The organism is Streptomyces cellostaticus, assembly GCF_001513965.1.
GTDB classification, from domain to species: Bacteria; Actinomycetota; Actinomycetes; order Streptomycetales; family Streptomycetaceae; genus Streptomyces; species Streptomyces cellostaticus.
On sequence record NZ_KQ948025.1, the window covers coordinates 173621 to 193908 of the forward strand.

The 20288-nt window shown below is 72.6% G+C and carries 21 protein-coding genes; 8 read left to right on the forward strand and 13 right to left on the reverse strand.

The genetic code is table 11. The features are described 5' to 3' along the window. Positions 1-70: 70 nt before the first annotated feature. Positions 71-931: a Bax inhibitor-1/YccA family protein gene (locus tag AQI88_RS22145; protein WP_067002169.1), complete on the forward strand. Its 861-nt coding sequence runs from the start codon at positions 71-73 to the stop codon at positions 929-931. Between the two features lie 57 nt (positions 932-988). On the opposite strand, the gene AQI88_RS22150 is transcribed toward AQI88_RS22145, so the two are convergent. Next, a complete protein-coding gene (locus AQI88_RS22150; protein ID WP_020940491.1) occupies positions 989-1219 on the reverse strand; it encodes a DUF4287 domain-containing protein in 231 nt (76 codons plus the stop codon). Positions 1220-1318: 99 nt separating this feature from the next. Between AQI88_RS22150 and AQI88_RS22155 the strand changes: the two genes are divergently transcribed. Next, the gene (locus tag AQI88_RS22155; protein ID WP_079057719.1) at positions 1319-1630 is read left to right on the forward strand and encodes a hypothetical protein; all 312 of its coding nucleotides are present in this window, start codon (positions 1319-1321) and stop codon (positions 1628-1630) included. Between the two features lie 16 nt (positions 1631-1646). On the opposite strand, the gene AQI88_RS22160 is transcribed toward AQI88_RS22155, so the two are convergent. From AQI88_RS22160 to AQI88_RS22170, 3 genes are all read right to left on the reverse strand, one after another. After that, complete coding sequence (locus tag AQI88_RS22160; RefSeq protein ID WP_067002172.1) at positions 1647-2429, reverse strand: hypothetical protein; 783 nt, start codon at positions 2427-2429, stop codon at positions 1647-1649. 283 nt (positions 2430-2712) lie between these two features. Next, a complete protein-coding gene (locus tag AQI88_RS22165; protein WP_067002174.1) occupies positions 2713-3933 on the reverse strand; it encodes an acetyl-CoA C-acetyltransferase in 1221 nt (406 codons plus the stop codon). A 225-nt stretch (positions 3934-4158) separates the two neighbouring features. Further along, on the reverse strand, positions 4159-5178 hold the full coding sequence (locus AQI88_RS22170; RefSeq protein ID WP_208615861.1) for an SGNH/GDSL hydrolase family protein: 1020 nt from the start codon (positions 5176-5178) through the stop codon (positions 4159-4161). Positions 5179-5338: 160 nt separating this feature from the next. On the opposite strand from AQI88_RS22170, the gene AQI88_RS22175 reads away from it, so the two are divergent. Next, entirely contained in the window at positions 5339-6730 is a 1392-nt protein-coding gene (locus AQI88_RS22175) for a cystathionine beta-synthase (RefSeq protein WP_067002178.1), read from the forward strand. Between the two features lie 328 nt (positions 6731-7058). On the opposite strand, the gene AQI88_RS22180 is transcribed toward AQI88_RS22175, so the two are convergent. Then, entirely contained in the window at positions 7059-7913 is an 855-nt protein-coding gene (locus AQI88_RS22180; protein WP_067002328.1) for a helix-turn-helix transcriptional regulator, read from the reverse strand. 146 nt (positions 7914-8059) lie between these two features. On the opposite strand from AQI88_RS22180, the gene AQI88_RS22185 reads away from it, so the two are divergent. Then, positions 8060-8821, forward strand: coding sequence for an SDR family oxidoreductase (locus tag AQI88_RS22185; protein WP_067002180.1), 762 nt, complete (start codon positions 8060-8062; stop codon positions 8819-8821). A 2-nt stretch (positions 8822-8823) separates the two neighbouring features. Here the strand turns inward: AQI88_RS22185 and AQI88_RS22190 are convergent, their stop codons facing one another. The 3 genes from AQI88_RS22190 to AQI88_RS22200 are packed head-to-tail and all read right to left on the reverse strand — an operon-like array spanning position 8824 to position 11590. Further along, positions 8824-9249, reverse strand: a complete 426-nt coding sequence (locus tag AQI88_RS22190; protein ID WP_067002329.1) for a hypothetical protein — start codon at positions 9247-9249, stop codon at positions 8824-8826. Positions 9250-9259: 10 nt separating this feature from the next. Further along, a complete protein-coding gene (locus AQI88_RS22195; RefSeq protein WP_067002182.1) occupies positions 9260-10876 on the reverse strand; it encodes a SulP family inorganic anion transporter in 1617 nt (538 codons plus the stop codon). Positions 10877-10924: 48 nt separating this feature from the next. After that, on the reverse strand, positions 10925-11590 hold the full coding sequence (locus AQI88_RS22200; protein WP_067002184.1) for a carbonic anhydrase: 666 nt from the start codon (positions 11588-11590) through the stop codon (positions 10925-10927). Between the two features lie 242 nt (positions 11591-11832). On the opposite strand from AQI88_RS22200, the gene AQI88_RS22205 reads away from it, so the two are divergent. Continuing rightward, positions 11833-12705, forward strand: coding sequence for a MurR/RpiR family transcriptional regulator (locus AQI88_RS22205; RefSeq protein WP_067002186.1), 873 nt, complete (start codon positions 11833-11835; stop codon positions 12703-12705). A gap of 91 nt (positions 12706-12796) precedes the next feature. After that, positions 12797-13399, forward strand: coding sequence for a hypothetical protein (locus AQI88_RS22210; protein WP_079057725.1), 603 nt, complete (start codon positions 12797-12799; stop codon positions 13397-13399). Here the strand turns inward: AQI88_RS22210 and AQI88_RS22215 are convergent. From AQI88_RS22215 to AQI88_RS22235, 5 genes are all read right to left on the reverse strand, one after another. Next, positions 13396-13770, reverse strand: a complete 375-nt coding sequence (locus tag AQI88_RS22215; protein WP_067002190.1) for a roadblock/LC7 domain-containing protein — start codon at positions 13768-13770, stop codon at positions 13396-13398. The two genes, AQI88_RS22210 and AQI88_RS22215, sit on opposite strands and share 4 nt — an antisense overlap. 11 nt (positions 13771-13781) lie before the next feature. After that, positions 13782-14273, reverse strand: coding sequence for a roadblock/LC7 domain-containing protein (locus tag AQI88_RS22220; protein ID WP_067002192.1), 492 nt, complete (start codon positions 14271-14273; stop codon positions 13782-13784). A 31-nt stretch (positions 14274-14304) separates the two neighbouring features. Further along, the gene (locus AQI88_RS22225) at positions 14305-15117 is read right to left on the reverse strand and encodes a hypothetical protein (RefSeq protein WP_067002194.1); all 813 of its coding nucleotides are present in this window, start codon (positions 15115-15117) and stop codon (positions 14305-14307) included. Beyond that, the gene (locus tag AQI88_RS22230) at positions 15114-15503 is read right to left on the reverse strand and encodes a hypothetical protein (protein WP_067002196.1); all 390 of its coding nucleotides are present in this window, start codon (positions 15501-15503) and stop codon (positions 15114-15116) included. The genes AQI88_RS22225 and AQI88_RS22230 overlap by 4 nt, the downstream gene beginning before the upstream one ends. Before the next feature lie 178 nt (positions 15504-15681). Continuing rightward, complete coding sequence (locus AQI88_RS22235; RefSeq protein ID WP_067002198.1) at positions 15682-17055, reverse strand: type III PLP-dependent enzyme domain-containing protein; 1374 nt, start codon at positions 17053-17055, stop codon at positions 15682-15684. A 170-nt stretch (positions 17056-17225) separates the two neighbouring features. On the opposite strand from AQI88_RS22235, the gene hutU reads away from it, so the two are divergent. Further along, on the forward strand, positions 17226-18890 hold the full coding sequence (gene hutU, locus AQI88_RS22240) for a urocanate hydratase (protein ID WP_067002200.1): 1665 nt from the start codon (positions 17226-17228) through the stop codon (positions 18888-18890). Between the two features lie 191 nt (positions 18891-19081). Next, the gene (locus AQI88_RS22245; RefSeq protein ID WP_107118631.1) at positions 19082-20284 is read left to right on the forward strand and encodes an allantoate amidohydrolase; all 1203 of its coding nucleotides are present in this window, start codon (positions 19082-19084) and stop codon (positions 20282-20284) included. The last annotated feature ends 4 nt before the right edge of the window (positions 20285-20288 follow it).

Genomic DNA, 20288 nt, shown 5'->3' on the forward strand with positions numbered 1-20288 from the left:
ATTACGGTCGATCCTTTGCCAATCCATTACTCTTGAGCCAAGGCTGCGCAGGCAGCCATGGAGGAGTGAAATGAGGAGCAGCAACCCGGTCTTCTCGCGACGGGGGTTCAGCCGCGACAACGGCCACGCCGGCTTCAACACCGCACCGCAGGCCGGGTACGCACAGGGCAACCCCTACGCGCAGAATCCGTACGCCCAGAACCCGTACGCCCAGCAGGGCGTGCAGTACGGCGCCCCGCCGCAGGCCCCGGCCACCACCGACCGGATGACGATGGACGACGTCATCATGCGCTCGGCCCTCACGCTCGGCACGGTCGCCGTCGGCGCCGTCCTCGCCTGGGTGCTGCTGCCGGTCTCGGCGACCAGCTACGGCCTGGCCTTCGGCGCCGCGATCATCGCGATGGTCCTGGCGCTCGTGCAGAGCTTCAAGCGCACCCCGTCGCCCGCGCTGATCCTGGGTTACGCCGCCTTCGAGGGCGTCTTCCTCGGCGTCATCAGCGAGATGTACAACAGCCGCTGGAGCGGCGCCCCCTTCCAGGCAGTGCTCGGCACCATGGCGGTCTCCGCCGCCACCCTGCTGGTCTACAAGGCCGGCTGGGTCCGCGTCACGGCCCGCTACGCCCGCATCGGCATGGCCATCGCCGTCGCCTTCGTGCTGGTCATGGCGGTCAACCTGCTGCTGGTCGCGTTCGGCGTCGCCGAGCACGGCGGCCTGCGCAGCTTCGGCCCGCTCGGCGCGATCGTCGGCATCATCGCCATCGTGCTCGGCGCGTTCTTCCTGACGCTCGACTTCAAGCAGATCGAGGACGGCATCGCCTACGGCGCCCCGCGAGGCGAGTCCTGGCTCGCCGCGTTCGGCCTCACCATGACCCTGGTGTGGATCTACGTGGAGATGCTGCGGCTGGTGGCGATCTTCAGCAACAACGACTAGCCGACACGCCGGTCGTGCGAGAGGGCCCCGGGTTCGAACCGGGGCCCTCTCGGCGTCTCAGAGCAGCTTCCGGGCCGCCCTCCTCAGGTCGTACTCATGAACAATCGCCTTGGCGTGGCCGTACGCGAGGTCGTACTCGTGCCGGAGCCAGCTGACCTTCTCCTCGAAGCGGAACAGGGCGGGGCCTTCTTCTACGGTGCGCAGCCAGTCGGAGACTTCACGACCGGTGCAGTGCGGGATGCGGGCGAGCAGATTGCGGTGGGTCTCCTCGGAGAAGAGTTGGGACATCGGCGCCTCCGAACGCAAAGGGGATGTAAGCCGGTCCTTCACGTCACGGTGCCTGAGCGTTCGCGTATTGGCAACAGTGCGGCGCGTTACGCTCGGCGCGTGGTTGATACGACGCCCTTGACCCGAGCAGTGGATCACTTCGCCGACCGGTTGCGGGCGGCCCCGCAGAGCCGGCTGCAACGCGGCGCCGCCGCGGAGGCGCTGGCGCTGGCCAGGCACTTGGCCCGGTGGACGCAGAGCGTGGAGGAACCGGGCGCTCAGGCGCGGGAGATGCCGGACGCGGGGATGTTCGCGGCCGCCGATCAGATCCTGGTGGCCGCGCATGACCTGGCTCTGGTGCTGGAGAGCGAGGACCAGGTTTCCGAGGCGGTGGGGTTGGTGGAGGAGGCGCGGAAGAGGGCGGGGGTGTGAGGCGCGGGGCGCTTCACTACAGGGACGCTATGACGCGGTCCGCCAGGATGTAGACCGTGTCGTCGCCGCAGGTGAAGGTCAGGGTGTAGGCGCCGGAGATGCCCGAACCGCCCAGCAGGTACGGTGTCTCGCCCTCGCGCAGGGCCGCTGCCAGGCGTTCGGCTGTTTCCCGGTGGCCCGGGGTCATGCACAGGGTGGTGCCGTCGGCGAAGACGTAGACGTCCAGGGTGCCGAGGGGGCCGGGGCGGACGTCGGAGAGTTCGACCTGGTCGGCGGCGAGCTGTTCCAGGGTGGTCACCGTGCGCTCGTGGTCGTTCACGACCGGCGACTGCACCGGGACGAAGTCGGGGTGCGAGGGGTGGCGGCGGCGGGCCGCGGCCAGTTCGGCGGACTCCCCGGCGCTCTCGTCGGCCTCGGTGGCCGGCTCGGCGACCGGCTCCAGCGACTCCAGGCCCGCGAAGTCGGCCTGCCGGGGCAGGAACGGGTCGGCGTCGGCGAGGCCGAGCAGCGAGGGGGCGTCGGAGGCGTCACGGGCCTCCTGGGCGGCCCAGAACGCACGGGCCTCGGCCAGCTCCCGCTCCCGTTCCTCGGCGAGCGCCTCGGCCACGGCCGCGCGTATCTCGTCCGTGTCGGCGGCCGTACGGGCGGCGGGCAGCAGCGCGCGCATGGCGGCCGACTGGTTCTCGGCGAGCTGGCCCTGAAGGTCCGCGAGCTGACGGCGCAGCTTCAGGACGGTGCGCAGGACGGCGACGCCCACGGCGCCCGTGGCGGCCGTGGTGAGCAGCAGGGCGATCGGCATGGCGCTCACTGACGTACTCCCAGGTTCAAAGTCGACCCCCGACTTCCTACATCAGCTTGAAGGGCGGACTAACCAGCTGTCAGTGCGTAACGTCACGAAACGGGCAGGACTTTGGTCTCGGCGCTTACCGGCCCACGGCACTGACCTGCGCAGATGCCTCCGGGTAGGGAGAAAGGTCACATCCTGACGGAGATTGGATCACAAAAAGGCCCAGAACCCCGGGGTTTTCCGGGTTCTGGGCCGTTTGCCCACCTGCTGTGCCCGGTCGGCTACCGAGGGTGGGTCAGCTGAGGCGCTCGATGACCATTGCCATGCCCTGGCCGCCGCCGACGCACATCGTCTCCAGGCCGAACTGCTTGTCGTGCCACTGGAGCGAGTTGATGAGGGTGCCGGTGATACGGGCGCCGGTCATGCCGAAGGGGTGGCCGACGGCGATGGCGCCGCCGTTGACGTTCAGCTTGTCGATGTCGATCCCGAGGTCGCGGTAGGAGGGGATCACCTGGGCGGCGAAGGCCTCGTTGATCTCGACCAGGTCGATGTCGTCGATGGTCAGGCCGGCGCGGCGCAGGGCCTGCTGGGAGGCCTCCACCGGACCGAGGCCCATGATCTCCGGGGAGAGGCCGGAGACGCCGGTCGACACGATGCGGGCGAGCGGGGTCAGGCCCAGCTCGCGGGCCTTGGTGTCGCTCATGATGACGAGGGCGGCGGCGCCGTCGTTGAGCGGGCAGCAGTTGCCGGCGGTGACGAGGCCGTCCGGGCGGAAGACCGGCTTGAGGCCCGCCACGCCCTCCAGCGTGACGCCGGCGCGCGGGCCGTCGTCCTTGCTGACGACCGTGCCGTCGGGGAGGGTCACCGGGGTGATCTCGCGCTCCCAGAAGCCGTTCTTGATGGCTTCCTCGGCGAGGTTCTGCGAGCGGACGCCGAACTCGTCCATCTCCTGGCGGGTGACGCCCTTCCAGCGGGCGAGGTTCTCGGCGGTCTGGCCCATCGAGATGTAGGCGTCGGGAATCAGCCCGTCCTCACGCGGGTCGTGCCACGTGGTGCCCTCCTGCTGGGCTACGGCGGCGGTACGGGCCACGGCCTCGGCGAACAGCGGGTTCTGCGTGTCCGGCAGGCCGTCGGAGCTGCCCTTGGCGAAGCGGGAGACCGTCTCGACACCGGCCGAGATGAACACGTCGCCCTCGCCGGCCTTGATGGCGTGCAGGGCCATGCGGGAGGTCTGGAGCGAGGAGGAACAGTACCGGGTGATCGTGCAGCCCGGCAGGTGGTCCATGCCCATCTGCACGGCGACGATCCGGCCGAGGTTGTGGCCCTGCTCGCCGCCCGGGAGGCCGCAGCCGAGCATCAGGTCGTCGATGTCCCTCGGGTCCAGCTCGGGGATCTTGGCGAGCGCCGCCTGGATGATCGTCGCGGTCAGGTCGTCGGGGCGCAGGTCCTTGAGGGATCCCTTGCCGGCGCGGCCGATCGGGGAGCGGGCGGTCGAGACGATGACGGCTTCGGGCATCACGGCTCCAGACAGGAAGGGGCGGCGCGTAGCGCCTCGTTGAGGGGCGGCGGTCGGGTGACGGGTGGGCGTACGGGTGTTTGCAGGACCGGTTGGGAAGTTACCCGTCCGTATGGCCCAGGTCACTGGTGTCGCGGTGTGACACTGACCGCAATTTACTAAGCGCTTGCTTTGCCCCTCCGGCGGTTTGGCTGAACGGGGGCCCGGGGGCGGAGCCCCCAGGGGTCACGGTGACGGGGTCGCAGGCTCGGCCTCCGGCACCCGGCGCCGCCGCCTCCGCTTCAGCAACGCCCACGGCCCCCGAGGCCCGGTCGGCATCGCTGCCGTGACTTCGGTGCCCGCCTCCGAGGCGGCCTCGGCCGCAGCGCGCGCAACCGGCAGGAAGCCTTCGCGGCGGGACACGTCGGGACGTTCCTCCTCCGCCGGCCACAGCCCCAGCGCCGCGCACACCGTCGGCAGCACCGCCATCGCCGCCGTCGCGTACCCCTCCGCCGAGGGGTGGTAGTTGTCGGGGCCGAAGAGCTCGCGCGGGTTCGCCTCGAACTCGGGGCCCAGCAGATCGCCCAGCGACACCGTGCGCCCGCCCTGCCCGACCGCCCCGATGGTCTGCGCGGCAGCCAGCTGCCGCGAGGCCCGCCGGGCCAGCCACCGCAGCGGCTGCTGCACCGGCTCGATGGTGCCGAGGTCGGGGCAGGTGCCGACGACCACCTCCGCCCCGGCCGTCCGCAGCCGCCGTACCGCCGCCGACAGATGCCGTACCGAACGCGTCGGCGGCATCCGGTGCGTCACATCGTTCGCACCGATCATGATCACGCAGATGTCGGGGGCGGGAAAGGAAGGCGACAGCACCAGCGCCACCTGCCGGTCCAGGTCGTCCGACTGCGCCCCGGGAAGGGCGACGTTGCGCAGCTCCACCGGCCGTTCCGCCACCGCCGCCAGCCCCGAGGCCAGCAGCGCCCCCGGTGTCTGTCCGGCCCGGTGCACCCCCTGCCCGGCCGCCGTGGAGTCGCCGAGCAGCCTCAGTCTGAGGGGCGGTTCACCGGGGACGTCGTACCCCGAGCCGTACACTCCGTCGGCCACCGGCACCCGTCCGCCGCTGCCGTTGCCCACATGGCGCCGGGCCAGCCGCAGCTCGGCCAGCAGCAGGCCGACGGCGGCCGCCCCGGCCAGCCCGGCCCCACCACCGCCGTACGCCGCTCCGGCTGCGATGCGCCGGGCCACTCTCGCCCTCGACATGCTCGTCATGCGTCGCCGCCACCTCCTCGTAGCCGTACATCCACTCCTTGCCCCGTACCGCCCGTTCGCCAATCTCAACGGGGAGTGAACGCCCACGCCGCGTCACCGAGGGGCCTTAGGCTGGCGTAACCACTACGACCACTGTTTTTGCAAGCAACCGGAGACAACGGTGCAATTCCACGACTCGATGATCAGCCTCGTCGGCAACACCCCGCTGGTGCGGCTCAACAGCGTGACCCAGGGCATCCACGCCACCGTCCTGGCCAAGGTGGAGTACTTCAACCCGGGCGGCTCCGTGAAGGACCGCATCGCCCTGCGCATGATCGAGGCCGCCGAGCAGAGCGGGGAGCTGAAGCCGGGCGGCACGATCGTGGAGCCGACCAGCGGTAACACGGGTGTGGGCCTTGCCATCGTGGCTCAGCAGAAGGGCTACAAGTGCATCTTCGTGTGCCCTGACAAGGTGAGCACCGACAAGATCAACGTGCTGCGGGCCTACGGCGCGGAAGTGGTCGTGTGCCCGACCGCCGTCGATCCCGAGCACCCGGACTCCTACTACAACGTCTCCGACCGCCTCGTCCGCGAGACCCCCGGCGCCTGGAAGCCCGACCAGTACTCCAACCCCAACAACCCGCTCTCGCACTATCACTCGACCGGCCCCGAGCTGTGGGAGCAGACGGAAGGGAAGATCACCCATTTCGTGGCGGGTGTGGGGACCGGCGGCACCATCTCCGGTACCGGCCGCTACCTGAAGGACGCCAGCGACGGCAAGGTGAAGGTCATCGGCGCCGACCCCGAGGGGTCCGTGTACTCCGGCGGCTCCGGGCGGCCGTACCTGGTCGAGGGCGTGGGCGAGGACTTCTGGCCCACCGCCTACGACCGGACCGTCGCCGACGAGATCGTCCCGGTCTCCGACAAGGACTCCTTCCAGATGACCCGCCGCCTCGCCAAGGAGGAGGGCCTGCTGGTGGGCGGCTCCTGCGGCATGGCCGTCGTGGCCGCGCTGCGGGTCGCCGAGCGCCTCGGCCCGGACGACGTCGTGGTCGTCCTGCTGCCCGACAGCGGCCGTGGCTACCTCAGCAAGATCTTCAACGACGAGTGGATGGCCGACTACGGCTTCCTGGAGGACGAGGGCCCCAGCGCCCGCGTCGCCGACGTCCTGAGCGACAAGGCGCACGGCGCCATCCCCTCCCTGGTGCACATGCACCCGGAGGAGACCGTCGGCCAGGCCATCGAGGTGCTGCGCGAGTACGGCGTCTCGCAGATGCCGGTGGTCAAGCCGGGCGCCGGTCACCCGGACGTGATGGCCGCCGAGGTCGTCGGGTCGGTCGTGGAGCGGGAGCTGCTGGACGCCCTGTTCTCCAAGCGGGCCTCGCTGGAGGACCCGCTGGAGAAGCACATGTCGGCCCCGCTGCCCCAGGTCGGCTCCGGCGAGCCGGTCGGCGACCTGATGCAGGTGCTGGGTTCGGCGGACGCGGCGATCGTCCTGGTCGAGGGCAAGCCGACCGGTGTGGTCAGCCGTCAGGACCTGCTGGCCTTCCTGGCCAAGGGCGGGAACAAGTAGGAAACCTGCGGTGAACTGCCCGTAGCGGCGGCGAACCTGCGGTGTCCTCGGCCGATCGAGCCGTCTCACAAGCGGTACGAGCGTGTCACGTGCGCGCAGCACCCGCTTAACACGGGTCCGGCACATTAGGGGGTGTCGGCAGGGCGGGAGCGGCTCCCCGCCCCGGCCGGCGCCCAGCGGCGTCAAGGACCTTCCGGAGCGGCTCCCGGACCTCCATGGACGCCACGGACGCGCAAGCCCGGCCCTGACCGGGCCCGCGTCCCTCGCGGGGACCGCCGTCGTCCCGCCCCTCGGTAACGGGGGTGCGGCGGTCCCCGCGCAATTCTTCTCAGCGGGCGGAGCTCGTCTCCCAACTCCCCAGCAGCGCAAGGCGCTCGGCTGTCTCGGAACCGGGCTCCGGCGTGTACACCACGATCGTCTGGTCCGGGTCCGCCGGGACCGTCAGGGTCTCGTACGGGAGGGTCAGCAGGCCCGCCACCGCATGCCGTACCTTCTTCACGCCGTACGCGCACTCCTTGACCTGGTGGTCCGCCCACAGGCGGCGGAAGTCCTCGCTCTTCAGGGAGAGTTCGCCGACCAGGGCGCACAGGTCGGGATCGTCGGCGTACAGGCCCGCGTTCAGCCTGAGGTGCGCCACCGTCTGCGCGGCCACCGCGGCCCACTCGGGGTACAACTCCCGGCCCGCGGGGGTGAGGAAGACCTGCCGGGGGACGTTCCGCTCGCCGGGTGCCATGCGGCTGAAGCCGTTGACCGCGTCGCCGAGCGCGTTCCACGCCAGCACCTCCATCCGGCGGCCCAGCACGAAGGCCGGGTGGCGTTCCATGCCGTCCAGCAGTGTCTGGATGCCGGGGCGCACGCGGGGCGCGCTCGGCTGCTGCTTGCGCTGCCTGCGGGGCCGGGCCACCGTACGGAGGTAGGCGTGCTCGGTCTCGTCCAGCCGCAGCACCCGCGCGATCGAGTCCAGGACGGCGTCGGAGACGCTCGTGCCCCGGCCCTGCTCAAGGCGGATGTAGTAGTCCACGCTGACTCCCGCGAGCTGTGCCACCTCCTCGCGGCGCAGGCCCGGCACGCGGCGCCGCCCGTGCGAGGGCAACCCCACCTCCTCGGGCCGGATGCGGGCGCGGCGTGAGCGCAGGAAGCCGCCCACTTCTCCTTCTTTTCCTTCTTTGCAGTCCCCGTCCATGGGGCGATCGTAGGTCAGGTGCGGGACCGCCAACCTGGTACTGGCAGACCCAGGAAAAGCGCATCCCTGGGTACGGCGGCCGGGTCCGGCGAGGGTGGTGTCAGCGCCGGGGAGCCGCCCCGGCGACCACACCAGGGGGAACACCCATGTCGTACGAGAACCTCTCCGGCCGTACCGCCGTCGTCACCGGAGCCGCCAGCGGCATCGGCGAGGCCGTCGCGCTGCAACTCGCCGCGCAGGGCGCCCGGGTGGCGCTGTTCGCCCGGCGCGCGGACCGGCTGGAGACCGTCGCCGGGAAGATCCGGGCCGCGGGCGGCGAGGCGCTGGTGGTGGCCGCCGACGTCACCGACGACGCGTCCGTCGAGGCCGCCCGCGATCTGGTCCACGAGGCCTACGGGCCCGTCGACCTCGTCGTCAACAACGCCGGCGTGATGCTGCCGAACCCCGTCGACGACGGACGCCTGGACGAGTGGCAGCGGATGCTCGACACCAATGTGACCGGGGTGCTGCGGGTCATCCGCGCCTTCAGCGCCGACCTGGTGGCCGCGGCCGCCGAGGGCCGCACCGCCGACCTGGTGAACGTCTCGTCCATCGGCGCCCACATCGCCTTCCCCAACTACGCGGTGTACGGCGCGACCAAGGCGGCCGTCACCTATCTCTCGCAGTCCCTGCGCACCGAGTTCGGACCGCGTGACGTGCGGGTCACCAACATCGAGCCGGGACTCACCGAGACCGAGCTGAAGACGCACGTCGGCAGCACAGAGCTGTCCGGGCAGCTGGACGGCATGTTCGAGGCGATCGGGGGACTCACGGCGGCGGAGGTCGCGGACGTCGTCGCCTACGCCACCAGCCGCCCCCGGCACGTCAACCTGCGCCAGATCATGGTGCTGCCGACCCGGCAGGCCTGAGCTCAGTCCTGCCGGTCGGACCGGTCGCGCCGTCCGGTGATCAGCTCCGGGTTGAGCCGCACGGCCTGGGCCGCGTTGACACCGACGATGCCGACCCAGGTGGCCACCAGCCCGGGCATCCCCGCGAGGCCGCCGCCGATCGCGGACAGCGGTATCGCGAGGACCAGCGAGACGATGGCGAAGCCGAAGCGCTCGGCCCAGGTGTCGGCCGACTTCGGCCGCCGGGCGCCCCGCGCGTCCGACATCCGCTGCTCGGCCAGGTGCCGCCGCACCCGGCGCTCCACCGTGTCGTCGATCCGCTGCTCGACCTTCTCCAGGAAGGAGTCCACGAGGGCGGAGTCGTACTCCTCGCCCAGTTCCCTGCGGGCCCGCACCGTGGCGTCCAGGTCCTTCTTGAGGTCGGCGTGCGGTGCATCCAGTGCGCTCATGGGCTCCACCCTAAGGAGCGCTCACGCCCGCCGCACTGGGGACAACCCCCCTCTTCGCGCCGCCGCCCACGGCCGCGAGGACCCCGCAGGACTCCAGGACCCGGCGGTGGCCCAGGTCCACTCCGCTGATGCGGACCTCGACGCCCTGCCCGCGCAGCTCGGCGACCGCCTCCTTCAGCGCCAGCGCCCCGGTCGCGTCCACCGCCGTCAGCCCGGACAGCCTGAGGTCGACCGCCGAGACGCCGTCGTGCAGGTCGGCCAGGCTGCGCCGGAAGCGGTGGGCGGCGGCGAACAGCAGCGGGCCGTCGAACCGGTAGGTCACCGTGCCCGCCTCGCCCGGGAGTTCGTCGGCGGCGGCCGGGGTCAGCCGGGTGCCGCGCACCGCCGCGCGCAGCGCCAGCAGCACCGAGACGCCGAGGCCGATCAGCACCGCCTGCACCAGGTCCAGGGCGAGCGTGGCACCGGCGGTCAGGACCAGCACCAGCGCGTCGCCGCGGGTGGCCTTCGCCATCGCCCGGACCGCGTCCCGCTCCACCATCCGTACGGCCGTCGCCAGCAGCACTCCGGCCAGCGCGGCCAGCGGGATACGGCCCACCAGCGGGGCGGCGACCGCCGCGATCCCGGCGAGGATCCCGGCGTGCGCGAGCGCGGCCAGCCGGGAGGCGGCGCCGGTGCGGACGTTGACCGCCGTACGCGCGATGGCACCGGTCGCCGGTACCCCGCCGAACAGAGGGGCCGCGAGGTTGGCGATGCCCTGCCCGAACAACTCCTTCGACGGGTTGTGCCGCTCGCCGGGCCGCATCCCGTCGGCGACCGACGCCGACAGCAGGGACTCCAGGGCGGCGAGCGCGGCCACCGCTGCGGCCGGGGCGAGCAGGGAGGGGAGGCGGGAGAGGTCCAGGAAGGCGAGGGAGGGCGCGGGGAGGGACGCCGGGAGCGTGCCGATACGGGTGACGGGCAGGTGCAGCGCCTCGGCGGCGGCGGTCGCGGCGGCGACGGCCACGAGGGAGAAGGGCACGGCCGGCTTCCAGCGGGCGCCGGCCAGTACGACGGCCGCCGCGCCGGCCGCGAGCAGCAGGGCCGGCCAGTGCGGAGCGCCGCCGAACTCCTCGGCCGCCCGCGCCGCCACGACGGCGACCTGCTCGCCCGGCGGCGTGCGCACGCCGAGGGCGGCGGGCACCTGCTGGAGGGCGATCACGCAGGCGATGCCGAGGGTGAAGCCGGCGATCACGGGCGCGGGCACGTACGCCATCGCCGCCCCCGCGCGGGCGAACGCGAGCGCCAGCAGGATGACGCCGGCCATCAGGCCGACGGTGAGGACACCGTCGGCGCCGTACCGGTGGACGATCGGCACGAGGACGACGGTCATGGCACCGGTCGGGCCGCTGACCTGGCGGGCGCTGCCGCCGAACAGCGCGGCCAGCGCGCCCGCGACGATCGCGGTGACGAGCCCGGCGGCGGCGCCCAGCCCCGAGGTGACACCGAAGCCGAGGGCGAGGGGGAGGGCGACCACGGCGACGGTCAGCCCGCACAGGAGGTCGCGGCGCGGGGCGCGGGTCATGGAGCGGAAGTCGGCGGAGGAGGGCAGGACGGAGAGGGCCCGGGTGGGGGCGGGGGTGCGTTTCATGAGGTGTGTTTCCGTAGACCGCTGTGGGCAGTCGCGAGGTGAAGGGGCTCAGGGCAACACGCTGACGAGCCCGGTATCGAGATCGAACCGCGCGGCCTCGACATGGGCGGAGCCGAACGCGGGGTCCGCACGGATCGCGTCCCGCACCCAGGCGGCGTGGGCCCGCAGGGTGTGCTCGGCCCAGTCGCCGGGCAGCGCCCGGGTGCGGAGGGCGGCGGGGACGATCTCGTCGACCAGCAGTTCCAGGTGGCCCGGCACCGGCGCGCCGGTGCGCAGATGCTCCAGCGTGGCGGCGACGGCGCCGCAGCGTTCGTGCCCGAGGACCAGCACGAGCGGGACGCCCAGCTCCTGCACGCCGTACTGGATGGAGCCGAGCACGGCCTCGTCCAGCACCTGGCCGGCGGTCCTTATGCACAGCAGGTCCCCGATCCCCTGGTCGAAGACCAGCTCCGGGGGGACACGGGAGTCGATGCAGCCGACGATCACCGCGAACGGGTGCTGTGCGGCGGCCAGCAGACGGCGCCGGCCGGCGCTGTCGTGCGGGTGCCGGGGGTGGCCGGCGGCGTAGCGCCGGTTGCCGGCGAGGAGCTCGTCGAGGGCGGTGCGTGGGGTGACGGGCGGGTGGGGGCGGGGACCGGGCGCGGCCGTCGCCGGGGCGGCGGCCAGCGCGGTGACGGCGGTGGCCGTCAGGAAGGCCCTGCGGTTGGAGGCCATGACGCTTCCTCAGGTGTTGTGCCAGTAGCGCCTTTTCACCGTAAGCACTCGCCCGGTCACCCTCGGTGGCCGTTTAACGACACTTGGCTGATTCGTCGTCAGATCATCGCCACGGCGATACCGCCCCTTGAGCGACAGCCGCGGTGGGTACCGCATGGCGCCGGATCGTGAGATGCCGCTTGCCCGGCTGCATAACGTCATGCAGAGTTCTTCGTGTCTGAATAGGCAAGGGGGAGCACTGCATGGGCGTGGACAGGAGTACCGAGGTGACCTCCGTTGCGATCGACAGCCCGGCCACCCGGTTGCAGGCGCTCTTCGAGGGGCGCCGGCTCACGCCGACCCAGCGCCGCATCGCGCACAGCATGGTGCGGCGGGCCGCCGACGTGCCCTTCCTGTCCAGCGTGGAGCTGGCCGAGCTGGCCGGGGTCAGCCAGCCGTCGGTGACCCGGTTCGCGGTCGCCCTGGGCTTCGACGGCTACCCCGCCCTGCGCAAGCACCTGCGCGAGGTCGTCCCCGCCGAACCGGCCGCGGAGACGGGCTCGTACAACGAGTACCAGCAGGCCGTCGAGGCCGAGATCGAGAACCTGAAGCACCTCGCGGAGCTGCTCGCCGACCCGCGGCCGGTGCAGAAGGCCGGCCGGATCCTGGCCGCCTCCCGCCCGCTGCCGGTGCTCGGCCTGCGCGCCGCAGCCTCGCAGGCGTACGGCTTCGCGTACTTCGCCGCCAAGGTCCATCCGGACGTCCGGCTGCTCAACGAGGGCGGCACGATGATCCACGACCGCATCGACGCGGCCGTCCGCGCGGGCGCCACGGCCCTGCTGTGCTTCGCGCTGCCCCGGCATCCGCGCGAGGTCGTCGACACCCTCGGCTACGCCAAGGATGCGGGCCTGACCGTCGTCACGGTCGCCGACTCGGCCTTCGCTCCGGTCGCCAAGTACTCCGACCTGCTGCTGCCCGCCGCCGTCGGCACCGGGCTCGCCTTCGACACCGCGTGCGCACCGATGCTGCTCGGCCGGGTGCTGCTGGAGGCGGTCTGCGACGACCTGCCCGACGCCCAGGCCCGGCTGGAGGAGTTCGACGCGAACGCGGCGGCCCGCGGCCTGTTCGTCGAGTGACCTGGCGCGCTCTCAGACTCGTCTCACCTTGTGCCACTAGCGTCGTGCGGAAACGCAGACGCCAGGTGGACACGTGACACGGGAGGCCGACGTGGCGCGCGCAGGACGCGGAGGACAGGGACTGGCCCGGGTGGCCGTCGTCGTACGGGCCGGGGCCGCGCCGCTGTGGTGGCTCGGGGTGTTCGCGGCGGGGGTCGGGGTCCTGGTGCCCGGTGTGACCGGGCGCCGGATCGGGGTGCCGGCCGGGGGCGCGCTGTTTCTGATCACCGCGGCCGTCGTGGCGCTGGCGCGCCGGAAGCGGTATGCCGCCCTCGCCCGCGGGGCCGCCCGCGCGGGCAAGTGCGACGTGCTGCAGGACCGGGCGGTGACCGTGCGGACCTGGCGCCGGGGACACCGCTGGTGGCTGCTGCTGGCCTTCGCCGTCGCGCTCGGCAGCTCCTTCGCGGTGCCCGCGGCCGGCGGCATGCTGCTCGCCGGGGCCGGCACCGGGCTCCGGCTGAAAGCCGCCTGGCTCGGGCAGCGCGAGCGGGCCGGGGACGCGCTGCTGTGGGTGCGCGTTGACTGGCTCGACCAGCGGGGCGGGAGCCCGGCGGGCCGGGCCGTGAAGGGCTTGCGCGGTACGGGCATCGCGGCCGGCGACGCGGCCCCGGGCGGGGCCCGCCGCCGCACCGCGGCGCTCGTCCGACCCTCTTAGACCTCCAGGTCTTCCTCGATCTTCTTGAGCTGGTGCCGGGCCATCGCCAGGTTGGCCCGGGCCGAGTCCAGGACCAGGTAGAGGAACAGGCCGTTGCCGCCGCGGCCCTTGAGCAGGCGGATCAGGTGGTACTGGTCCGACAGCGTGATCAGGACGTCCTCGATCTCGCTCTTGAGACCCAGGTGTTCCATCGTGCGCATCTTGGAGCGGATGACGTCCGTGTTGCCGGCGGCGGCCACGTTCAGGTCGAAGCTCTTGCTGCCGCCCATCGTGCCCAGCGCCATGCCGCTGGTGTAGTCGACGAGTGCGACGCCGGTGGCGCCCTCGATGGAGGTGAGGGCCTCTTTGAGTGCGGTTTCGGTGTTGGCCATGGTGGGTCCTCTCAACTGTCGGTTGCGGTGTGCGCCTCGGCGGCCGTGGTGCGTGGCGTGCGCGTGGTGCGGGTGCGTGCGGGTGTGGTTCTGGTGGCGGGGCGTGCGGCCTGCGCGGCGGCCTCGGCGGCGTCGAGCAGTTCCCCGACGCGCGCGCCGGCCCGGCGGCCCTCCAGGTGCAGCCGGCCGACGTTGACCCGGTCCTGGGCGAGCAGGGTCAGTACGGCGGTGCGGCCGGCCGCGTAGGTGGCGACGTAGCCGTGCTCGCCGCGCACCAGCAGCTCCCGGAAGCCGCCGTTCCCGGTGGCGTCGGCGACCCGTACGGCGACGCCGAGCGCGGCCGCGGTGAGCGCCGCGAGGCCCTCCGGTTCGACGCCCGGGGTGTCGTGGGCGACGACGAGTCCGTCGACGCCGGCCGCGAGCGCGCCGGTGAGCTGCGGGACACGGGCCCGCAGCCGGCGCAGTTCGTCCAGGACGGCCTCCAGGTCCTGTTCGGGCACCATCAGCTCTCTCCTCTCGGCGGGGCGGTGCCGTTCAAAGCGCCTCCAGCGCATCCCTGAGCCTCTTCAGCAGCGCGATGTCGGGGTCGGTGACCGTGAGCGGCGGCGTGGGGGGTGGCGGGGCGGGCGCCGTGCGCACCGGCCTCAGGAGCCCGGCCGCCGCGAGCCGGCGCACGTCCACCAGCGTGTGGAACGCCTGCCTGCCCAGGTTGCGGGCGATCTCCGGGGCCGTGCGGACGCCGTCCACCCGGTCCAGGACCGCCCGCCGGCGCGGGGTGACCGGCGCCGCCGCGACCGGGTCGGCGCGGATCAGCGGCACGCTGTCGGCCGCCGGGTCCGGCCACAGGCGGTGCAGCAGCAGACGGCGGCGCAGCGTCTCGCGCTCCAGGGCGATGACCGGGACCGAGGACAGCGGGCCGATGCGCGACCCGCTGTCGTAGCGGAACCGGCCGGGGGTGCTGCTCGGCGCCAGCGCGAAGTATCCGGCGTCGTACAGCGCGTCCAGGTGGCACAGTTCCAGCGCGCCCGCGGGCAGCAGCCCGGCCTCCAGCAGCAGCCGGGCGGCGTCCGGGGTGCCGGTGGCCTGCGCGGCGGCCCGCTGCCAGGCGGCCGCGGCGAGGGTGCCGTGGGCCGTGAGCAGCACGTCCAGGCCGGGGGCGAGCGGGCTCTCGGCGTGCACCACCCGGCCCTGGGCGAGGTACAGGGTGCCGTGTTCGCGCACGAGTACCCCGGTGGCCTGCTCCTCGGCGAGCCGCCGCAGCATCGGCGACAGTGCGCCCGCCGTACGGTCCTGTCCGGCTGTCCTGTCCCGCACCGGCAGCGGCGGAGGTGTCCCGACCCTCGTCATCCCAGCACCAGCCGGGCGGCCATCTCGCCGAGCCGGATCCGGGCGAGCGCGAGGTTGCCGTCCTCACGGCCGATCCACAGATGCAGGAAGACGCTGCTGTCGAAGGACGTGTCCACGAACCGCAGCAGGTGATAGCTGTCGCGATTGCTGATGATCACGTCCTCCACGGGCGGGCGTCCGTCCGTGGTGTCCCCGGTGGTGAAGGCACCGTGTTCGGCGGCCATGCGGGCCAGTTCGGCGGCCTCGGCGGCGGTGGTCTCGTGGTCACCGCCGGGGGCCTCCCCGACCGTGCCCAGGGCCAGTCCGCTCGTCCAGTCCACCAGCGCTGCTCCCCGGGCACCGGGCAGCCGCATCGCTTCCAGTAAGCACTCGTCGATTCCGGGCACCGTGGCTCCCCTCCCGCCTGGGATCCGGCTGAGTGACGCAGACGCTACGCAACGTGTGCGCCGGCGGTGAGGGCTTTGGCATTTTCCAGTGGAACATGCGTCCGGCGTACTAGTGTGGGTCAACTGACGCATGCTTCACGGCAGTTGAGTCATTTGTTCGAGGGGTGGCCAGGGTGCGTCAACGGCTCCCGCGCGCACGGAGGGTGGTGAGCGCGGATGCGTGCGCCCCACCGGACTCGGCCACGACCTCCGCCACGCTCTGCGGCTCCCGCACGGTCGCGAAGGCGACCCCGCCGGACCCGTCCGGCGCGAAGCCGTAGATCCCGGGCCGGGCCAGGGAGTTGTAGGCGTAGTGGTGGGCGAAGTAGTACGCGCCCGTGTCCAGCGCCGCCGCGTAGTCGCCCTGCTCCAGCAGGGGCAGCGCGCGCCCCTCGGCGAGCAGGTCGCCGGAGAAACAGGCCGGGCCCGCGACGTCCTGCACCACCTCGGGGCCGGCCTTCGGCCGCCCCTTGGCGTCGTACGCGGCGATCCTCAGCGGCCACGCCCCCGGTGCGTACACGGTCCGTGTGGCCACCTGCACGCCCGCGTGCGTCACCGCGATCCGCCGCCCGCCGGAGCTCTTCGCGTACTCCACCCGCGCCACCACCGTGCCGTGCCTGGCCAGCAGCGACCGCCCGAACTCGGTCACCAGCCCGTACCGCCCGTCGAACAGCCCCGGCACCTCCTCGGCCAGCAGCCGCGCGTACTGCGCGTACGTCGGTGCCGTCGCCTCCGCGGCGAAGTCGACGGGCAGCCCGCCGCCGATGTCGAGCGTGTCGATCTGCGGCCTCCCGATCCGCGCGTTGATCTCCTCCGCGAGCGCGTACGTCCGGGCGACGCCTCGCGCCAGCAGCGACAGCGGGATGCCCTGCGAACCGGTGTGTGCATGCAGCCGGGTCAGCCACGGCCGGTCCGCGTACGCCTGGACGACCCACTCCCGGGCCCCCTCGTCGCGCAGCGCCACGCCGAACTTGGAGGTCTGCGTCGCCGTGGAGGTCGCCCCGATGCTGCCGCCGCCGACCTGCGGGTTGATCCGGAGGCCGAGCGGCGAGCGGGTGGGCGCCGCCCGGACGAGCGCGTCGAGCCGGGCCAGCTCCTGCGGGTTGTCCGCGTTGACGGCGATGCCCAGCGTCAGCGCCTCGCGCAGCTCGGCCGGGGTCTTGGCGGGCGAGTCGAGCACCATCCTGTCCGGCGGCAGCCCCGCCGCCCGGGCCAGCGCCAGCTCGCCCGGGCTCGCCACCTCCGCGCCGATGCCCTCCTCGTGCAGCAGTCGCACCACCGGCACCAGGGGGGTCGCCTTCACCGCGAAGGCGTGCAGCACCGGCGTCCCCGGCGCCACGACCGCGTCGAACGCCGCCCGCAGGGCCGCGGCCGACTCCCGGATGCCGGTGACGTCCAGCAGCCCCACCACGGCCACGTCCGGCCCCAGCAGCCCCTGCTCCACCGCGCCGCGCACCGCCTCGTCCCGCCGGGCGGCGCGGGCGCGGGCCTCGCTGTCGATGTCGTATTCCACGGGTTTCCCCCACTCTGTCGGCCTTCGCGTCCCTTCGTATCCCTTCCTCTCCTTCCTCGCGCCTTCCAGACAAACACCCGCGGCGCGCCGATGCGGGCCGCCGATGTATTGACTAGTTCTATTCAGACAGACAGGATGTGAATAGACGCAGCAACAGGAGGAGGCAGACGATGTCGGGACCCCGCCCCGTACGAGCACCGCACGGCACGGAACTGAGTGCCCTGGGATGGCAGCAGGAAGCCGCCCTGCGGATGCTGCAGAACAACCTCGACCCCGAGGTCGCCGAGCACCCCGACAAGCTCGTCGTCTACGGCGGCACCGGCAAGGCCGCCCGTGACTGGCGCTCCTTCGACGCGATGGTGCGCACGCTGCGCACCCTCAAGCAGGACGAGACCATGCTGGTCCAGTCCGGCCGCCCGGTCGGCGTGATGCAGACCCACGAGTGGGCCCCGCGCGTCCTCATCGCCAACTCCAACCTCGTCGGCGACTGGGCCAACTGGGAGGAGTTCCGCCGCCTGGAGGCCCTCGGCCTGACCATGTACGGCCAGATGACCGCCGGCTCCTGGATCTACATCGGCACCCAGGGCATCCTCCAGGGCACCTACGAGACCTTCTCGGCCGTCGCCGCGAAGAAGTTCAACGGCACCCTCGCCGGGACCATCACCCTCACCGCCGGCCTCGGCGGCATGGGCGGCGCCCAGCCCCTCGCCGTCACCATGAACGACGGCGTCGCCATTTGTATCGACTGCGACCCGCGCGCCATCGACCGCCGCATCGAGCACCGGTACCTGGACGTGAAGGCCGACAACCTCGACCACGCGCTCCAGCTGGCCACCGAGGCCCGCGACGCCCGCCGCCCGCTGTCCATCGGCGTCCTCGGCAACGCGGCCGAGCTGGTCCCGCAGCTGCTCGCGATGAACGCGCCCATCGACATCGTCACCGACCAGACCTCCGCCCACGACCCGCTGGCGTACCTGCCGATCGGCGTGGCCTTCGAGGACATGGCCGACGCCGCCGCCAAGGACCCGGCCGGCTTCACCGCCCGCGCCCGCGAGGCCATGGCGAAGCACGTCGAGGCGATGGTCGGCTTCATGGACGCCGGCGCCGAGGTCTTCGACTACGGCAACTCCATCCGCGGCGAGGCCCAGCTGGCCGGCTACGACCGCGCGTTCGCCTTCCCCGGCTTCGTCCCCGCGTACATCCGTCCTCTCTTCTGCGAGGGCAAGGGCCCGTTCCGCTGGGCGGCCCTGTCCGGCGACCCCGCCGACATCGCCAAGACCGACAAGGCGATCCTGGAGCTGTTCCCCGAGAACGAGTCCCTGGCCCGCTGGATCAAGATGGCCGGCGAGCGCGTCCACTTCCAGGGCCTGCCCGCCCGCATCTGCTGGCTCGGCTACGGCGAGCGCGACAAGGCCGGCGAGCGCTTCAACGACATGGTGGCCTCCGGCGAGCTGGCGGCCCCGCTGGCCATCGGCCGCGACCACCTCGACTGCGGCTCCGTCGCCTCCCCGTACCGCGAGACCGAGGCCATGCTCGACGGCTCCGACGCGATCGCCGACTGGCCGCTGCTGAACGCCATGGTCAACGTGGCCTCCGGTGCGTCCTGGGTCTCCATCCACCACGGCGGTGGCGTGGGCATGGGCCGCTCCATCCACGCGGGCCAGGTCACGGTGGCCGACGGCACGAAGCTGGGGGGCGAGAAGATCCGGCGTGTTCTCACCAACGACCCCGGCATGGGTGTCATCCGGCACGTGGACGCGGGGTACGACATCGCGGAGTCGGTGGCTGCCGAGCGTGGGGTGCGGGTGCCTATGCGCGAGGGTGACGACGCGTGAGCCAGCGTTCTGCTGAGCCGAGCGGCAACGGTCCGGCGGGGGCTGAGCTCTCGTCGCCGTCTGCCGCTTCGGCTGTGCCCACCCGCCCCCAGTCTCGGCTTCACTCGACCGGGGGGACCCCCATCGCCCTGCGGAACGACTGCCCACAGCCTGGACGGGCTGCGGCCGATAGCGTGCCCTCCTTCCACGAGATGTGGCGGGAGCTGCTCCCCATCGGCCGGCACCCCGACTCCCGCGGCTACCGGCGCTACGCCTGGACCGGTGCCGACGCCGAGTGCCGGACCTGGTTCCAGGAGCAGGCCGAGGCCCGGGGGCTGACCTACGAGGTGGACCGGAACGGGAACCAGTGGGCCTGGCTGGGGGATCCGGCCGCCGGGGACGCCGTCGTCACCGGGTCGCATCTGGACTCGGTGCCGGACGGCGGGGCCTTCGACGGGCCCCTCGGGGTCGTCTCCTCCTTCGCCGCCCTCGATGAACTGCGCGGGAGGGGAGTGCAGTTCGGCAAGCCGCTGGCCATCGTCAACTTCGGTGACGAGGAGGGCGCCCGGTTCGGGCTGGCCTGTGTCGGATCCCGGCTCACCGCCGGGCAGCTGACCGTCGAGCAGGCCCACCGCCTCACCGACGGGGAGGGGATCAGCCTCCCGAAGGCCATGGAGGCCGCCGGATACGACCCCGACGCCATCGGAGCCGACCCGGAGCGGCTCGCCCGTATCGGCGCCTTCGTGGAACTGCACGTCGAGCAGGGCCGTGCGCTGGACCTGTCCGGCGACCGGGTGGGCATCGCCAGCGCCATCTGGCCGCACGGGCGGTGGAGGTTCGACTTCCGGGGCGAGGCCAACCACGCCGGCACCACCCGGCTTGTCGACCGGCGTGACCCGATGCTGTCGTACGCCGAGACCGTGCTCGCCGCCCGCCGCGAGGCCGAACTCGCCGGTGCCGTCGCCACCTTCGGCAAGATCTCCGTCGAGCCGAACGGCGTCAACGCCATTCCCTCCCTGGTGCGCGGCTGGCTCGACTCCCGCGCTGCCGACCAGGACAGCCTGGACACGGTCGTCGGCGGCATCGAGAAGGCCGCGCGGGAGTACGCGGACGCCCACGGCATCGACCTCGACGTCGTCCGGGAGTCCTTCACCCCGGTGGTCGAGTTCGACCATGCCCTGCGCGACGAGCTGGGCCGCATCCTGGGCAAGGACACCGGCCTGCGGGTGCCCGTCCTCGGGACCGGTGCCGGACACGACGCCGGAATCCTCTCCGGGCGCATTCCGACCGCCATGCTGTTCGTGCGCAACCCCACCGGCATCTCGCACTCCCCGGCCGAGTTCGCGGCCGAGGACGACTGCGTGGCCGGGGTGCACGCACTCGCTGACGTACTGGAAGGGCTGGCCTGCACGTGACCAC

Coding starts and splice junctions, on each gene's coding strand:
- AQI88_RS22245 (WP_107118631.1), top strand. CDS start 19,082: ATGTGGCGGGAGCTGCTCCCCATCGGCCGGCACCCCGACTCCCGCGGC.
- AQI88_RS22190 (WP_067002329.1), bottom strand. CDS start 9,249: ATGAGCGCACTGGATGCACCGCACGCCGACCTCAAGAAGGACCTGGAC.
- AQI88_RS22225 (WP_067002194.1), bottom strand. CDS start 15,117: ATGACGAGGGTCGGGACACCTCCGCCGCTGCCGGTGCGGGACAGGACA.
- AQI88_RS22150 (WP_020940491.1), bottom strand. CDS start 1,219: ATGTCCCAACTCTTCTCCGAGGAGACCCACCGCAATCTGCTCGCCCGC.
- AQI88_RS22165 (WP_067002174.1), bottom strand. CDS start 3,933: ATGCCCGAAGCCGTCATCGTCTCGACCGCCCGCTCCCCGATCGGCCGC.
- AQI88_RS22200 (WP_067002184.1), bottom strand. CDS start 11,590: ATGGCCTCCAACCGCAGGGCCTTCCTGACGGCCACCGCCGTCACCGCG.
- AQI88_RS22180 (WP_067002328.1), bottom strand. CDS start 7,913: ATGGACGGGGACTGCAAAGAAGGAAAAGAAGGAGAAGTGGGCGGCTTC.
- AQI88_RS22145 (WP_067002169.1), top strand. CDS start 71: ATGAGGAGCAGCAACCCGGTCTTCTCGCGACGGGGGTTCAGCCGCGAC.
- AQI88_RS22160 (WP_067002172.1), bottom strand. CDS start 2,429: ATGCCGATCGCCCTGCTGCTCACCACGGCCGCCACGGGCGCCGTGGGC.
- hutU (WP_067002200.1), top strand. CDS start 17,226: ATGTCGGGACCCCGCCCCGTACGAGCACCGCACGGCACGGAACTGAGT.
- AQI88_RS22195 (WP_067002182.1), bottom strand. CDS start 10,876: ATGAAACGCACCCCCGCCCCCACCCGGGCCCTCTCCGTCCTGCCCTCC.
- AQI88_RS22170 (WP_208615861.1), bottom strand. CDS start 5,178: ATGACGAGCATGTCGAGGGCGAGAGTGGCCCGGCGCATCGCAGCCGGA.
- AQI88_RS22215 (WP_067002190.1), bottom strand. CDS start 13,770: ATGGCCAACACCGAAACCGCACTCAAAGAGGCCCTCACCTCCATCGAG.
- AQI88_RS22185 (WP_067002180.1), top strand. CDS start 8,060: ATGTCGTACGAGAACCTCTCCGGCCGTACCGCCGTCGTCACCGGAGCC.
- AQI88_RS22220 (WP_067002192.1), bottom strand. CDS start 14,273: ATGGTGCCCGAACAGGACCTGGAGGCCGTCCTGGACGAACTGCGCCGG.
- AQI88_RS22205 (WP_067002186.1), top strand. CDS start 11,833: ATGGGCGTGGACAGGAGTACCGAGGTGACCTCCGTTGCGATCGACAGC.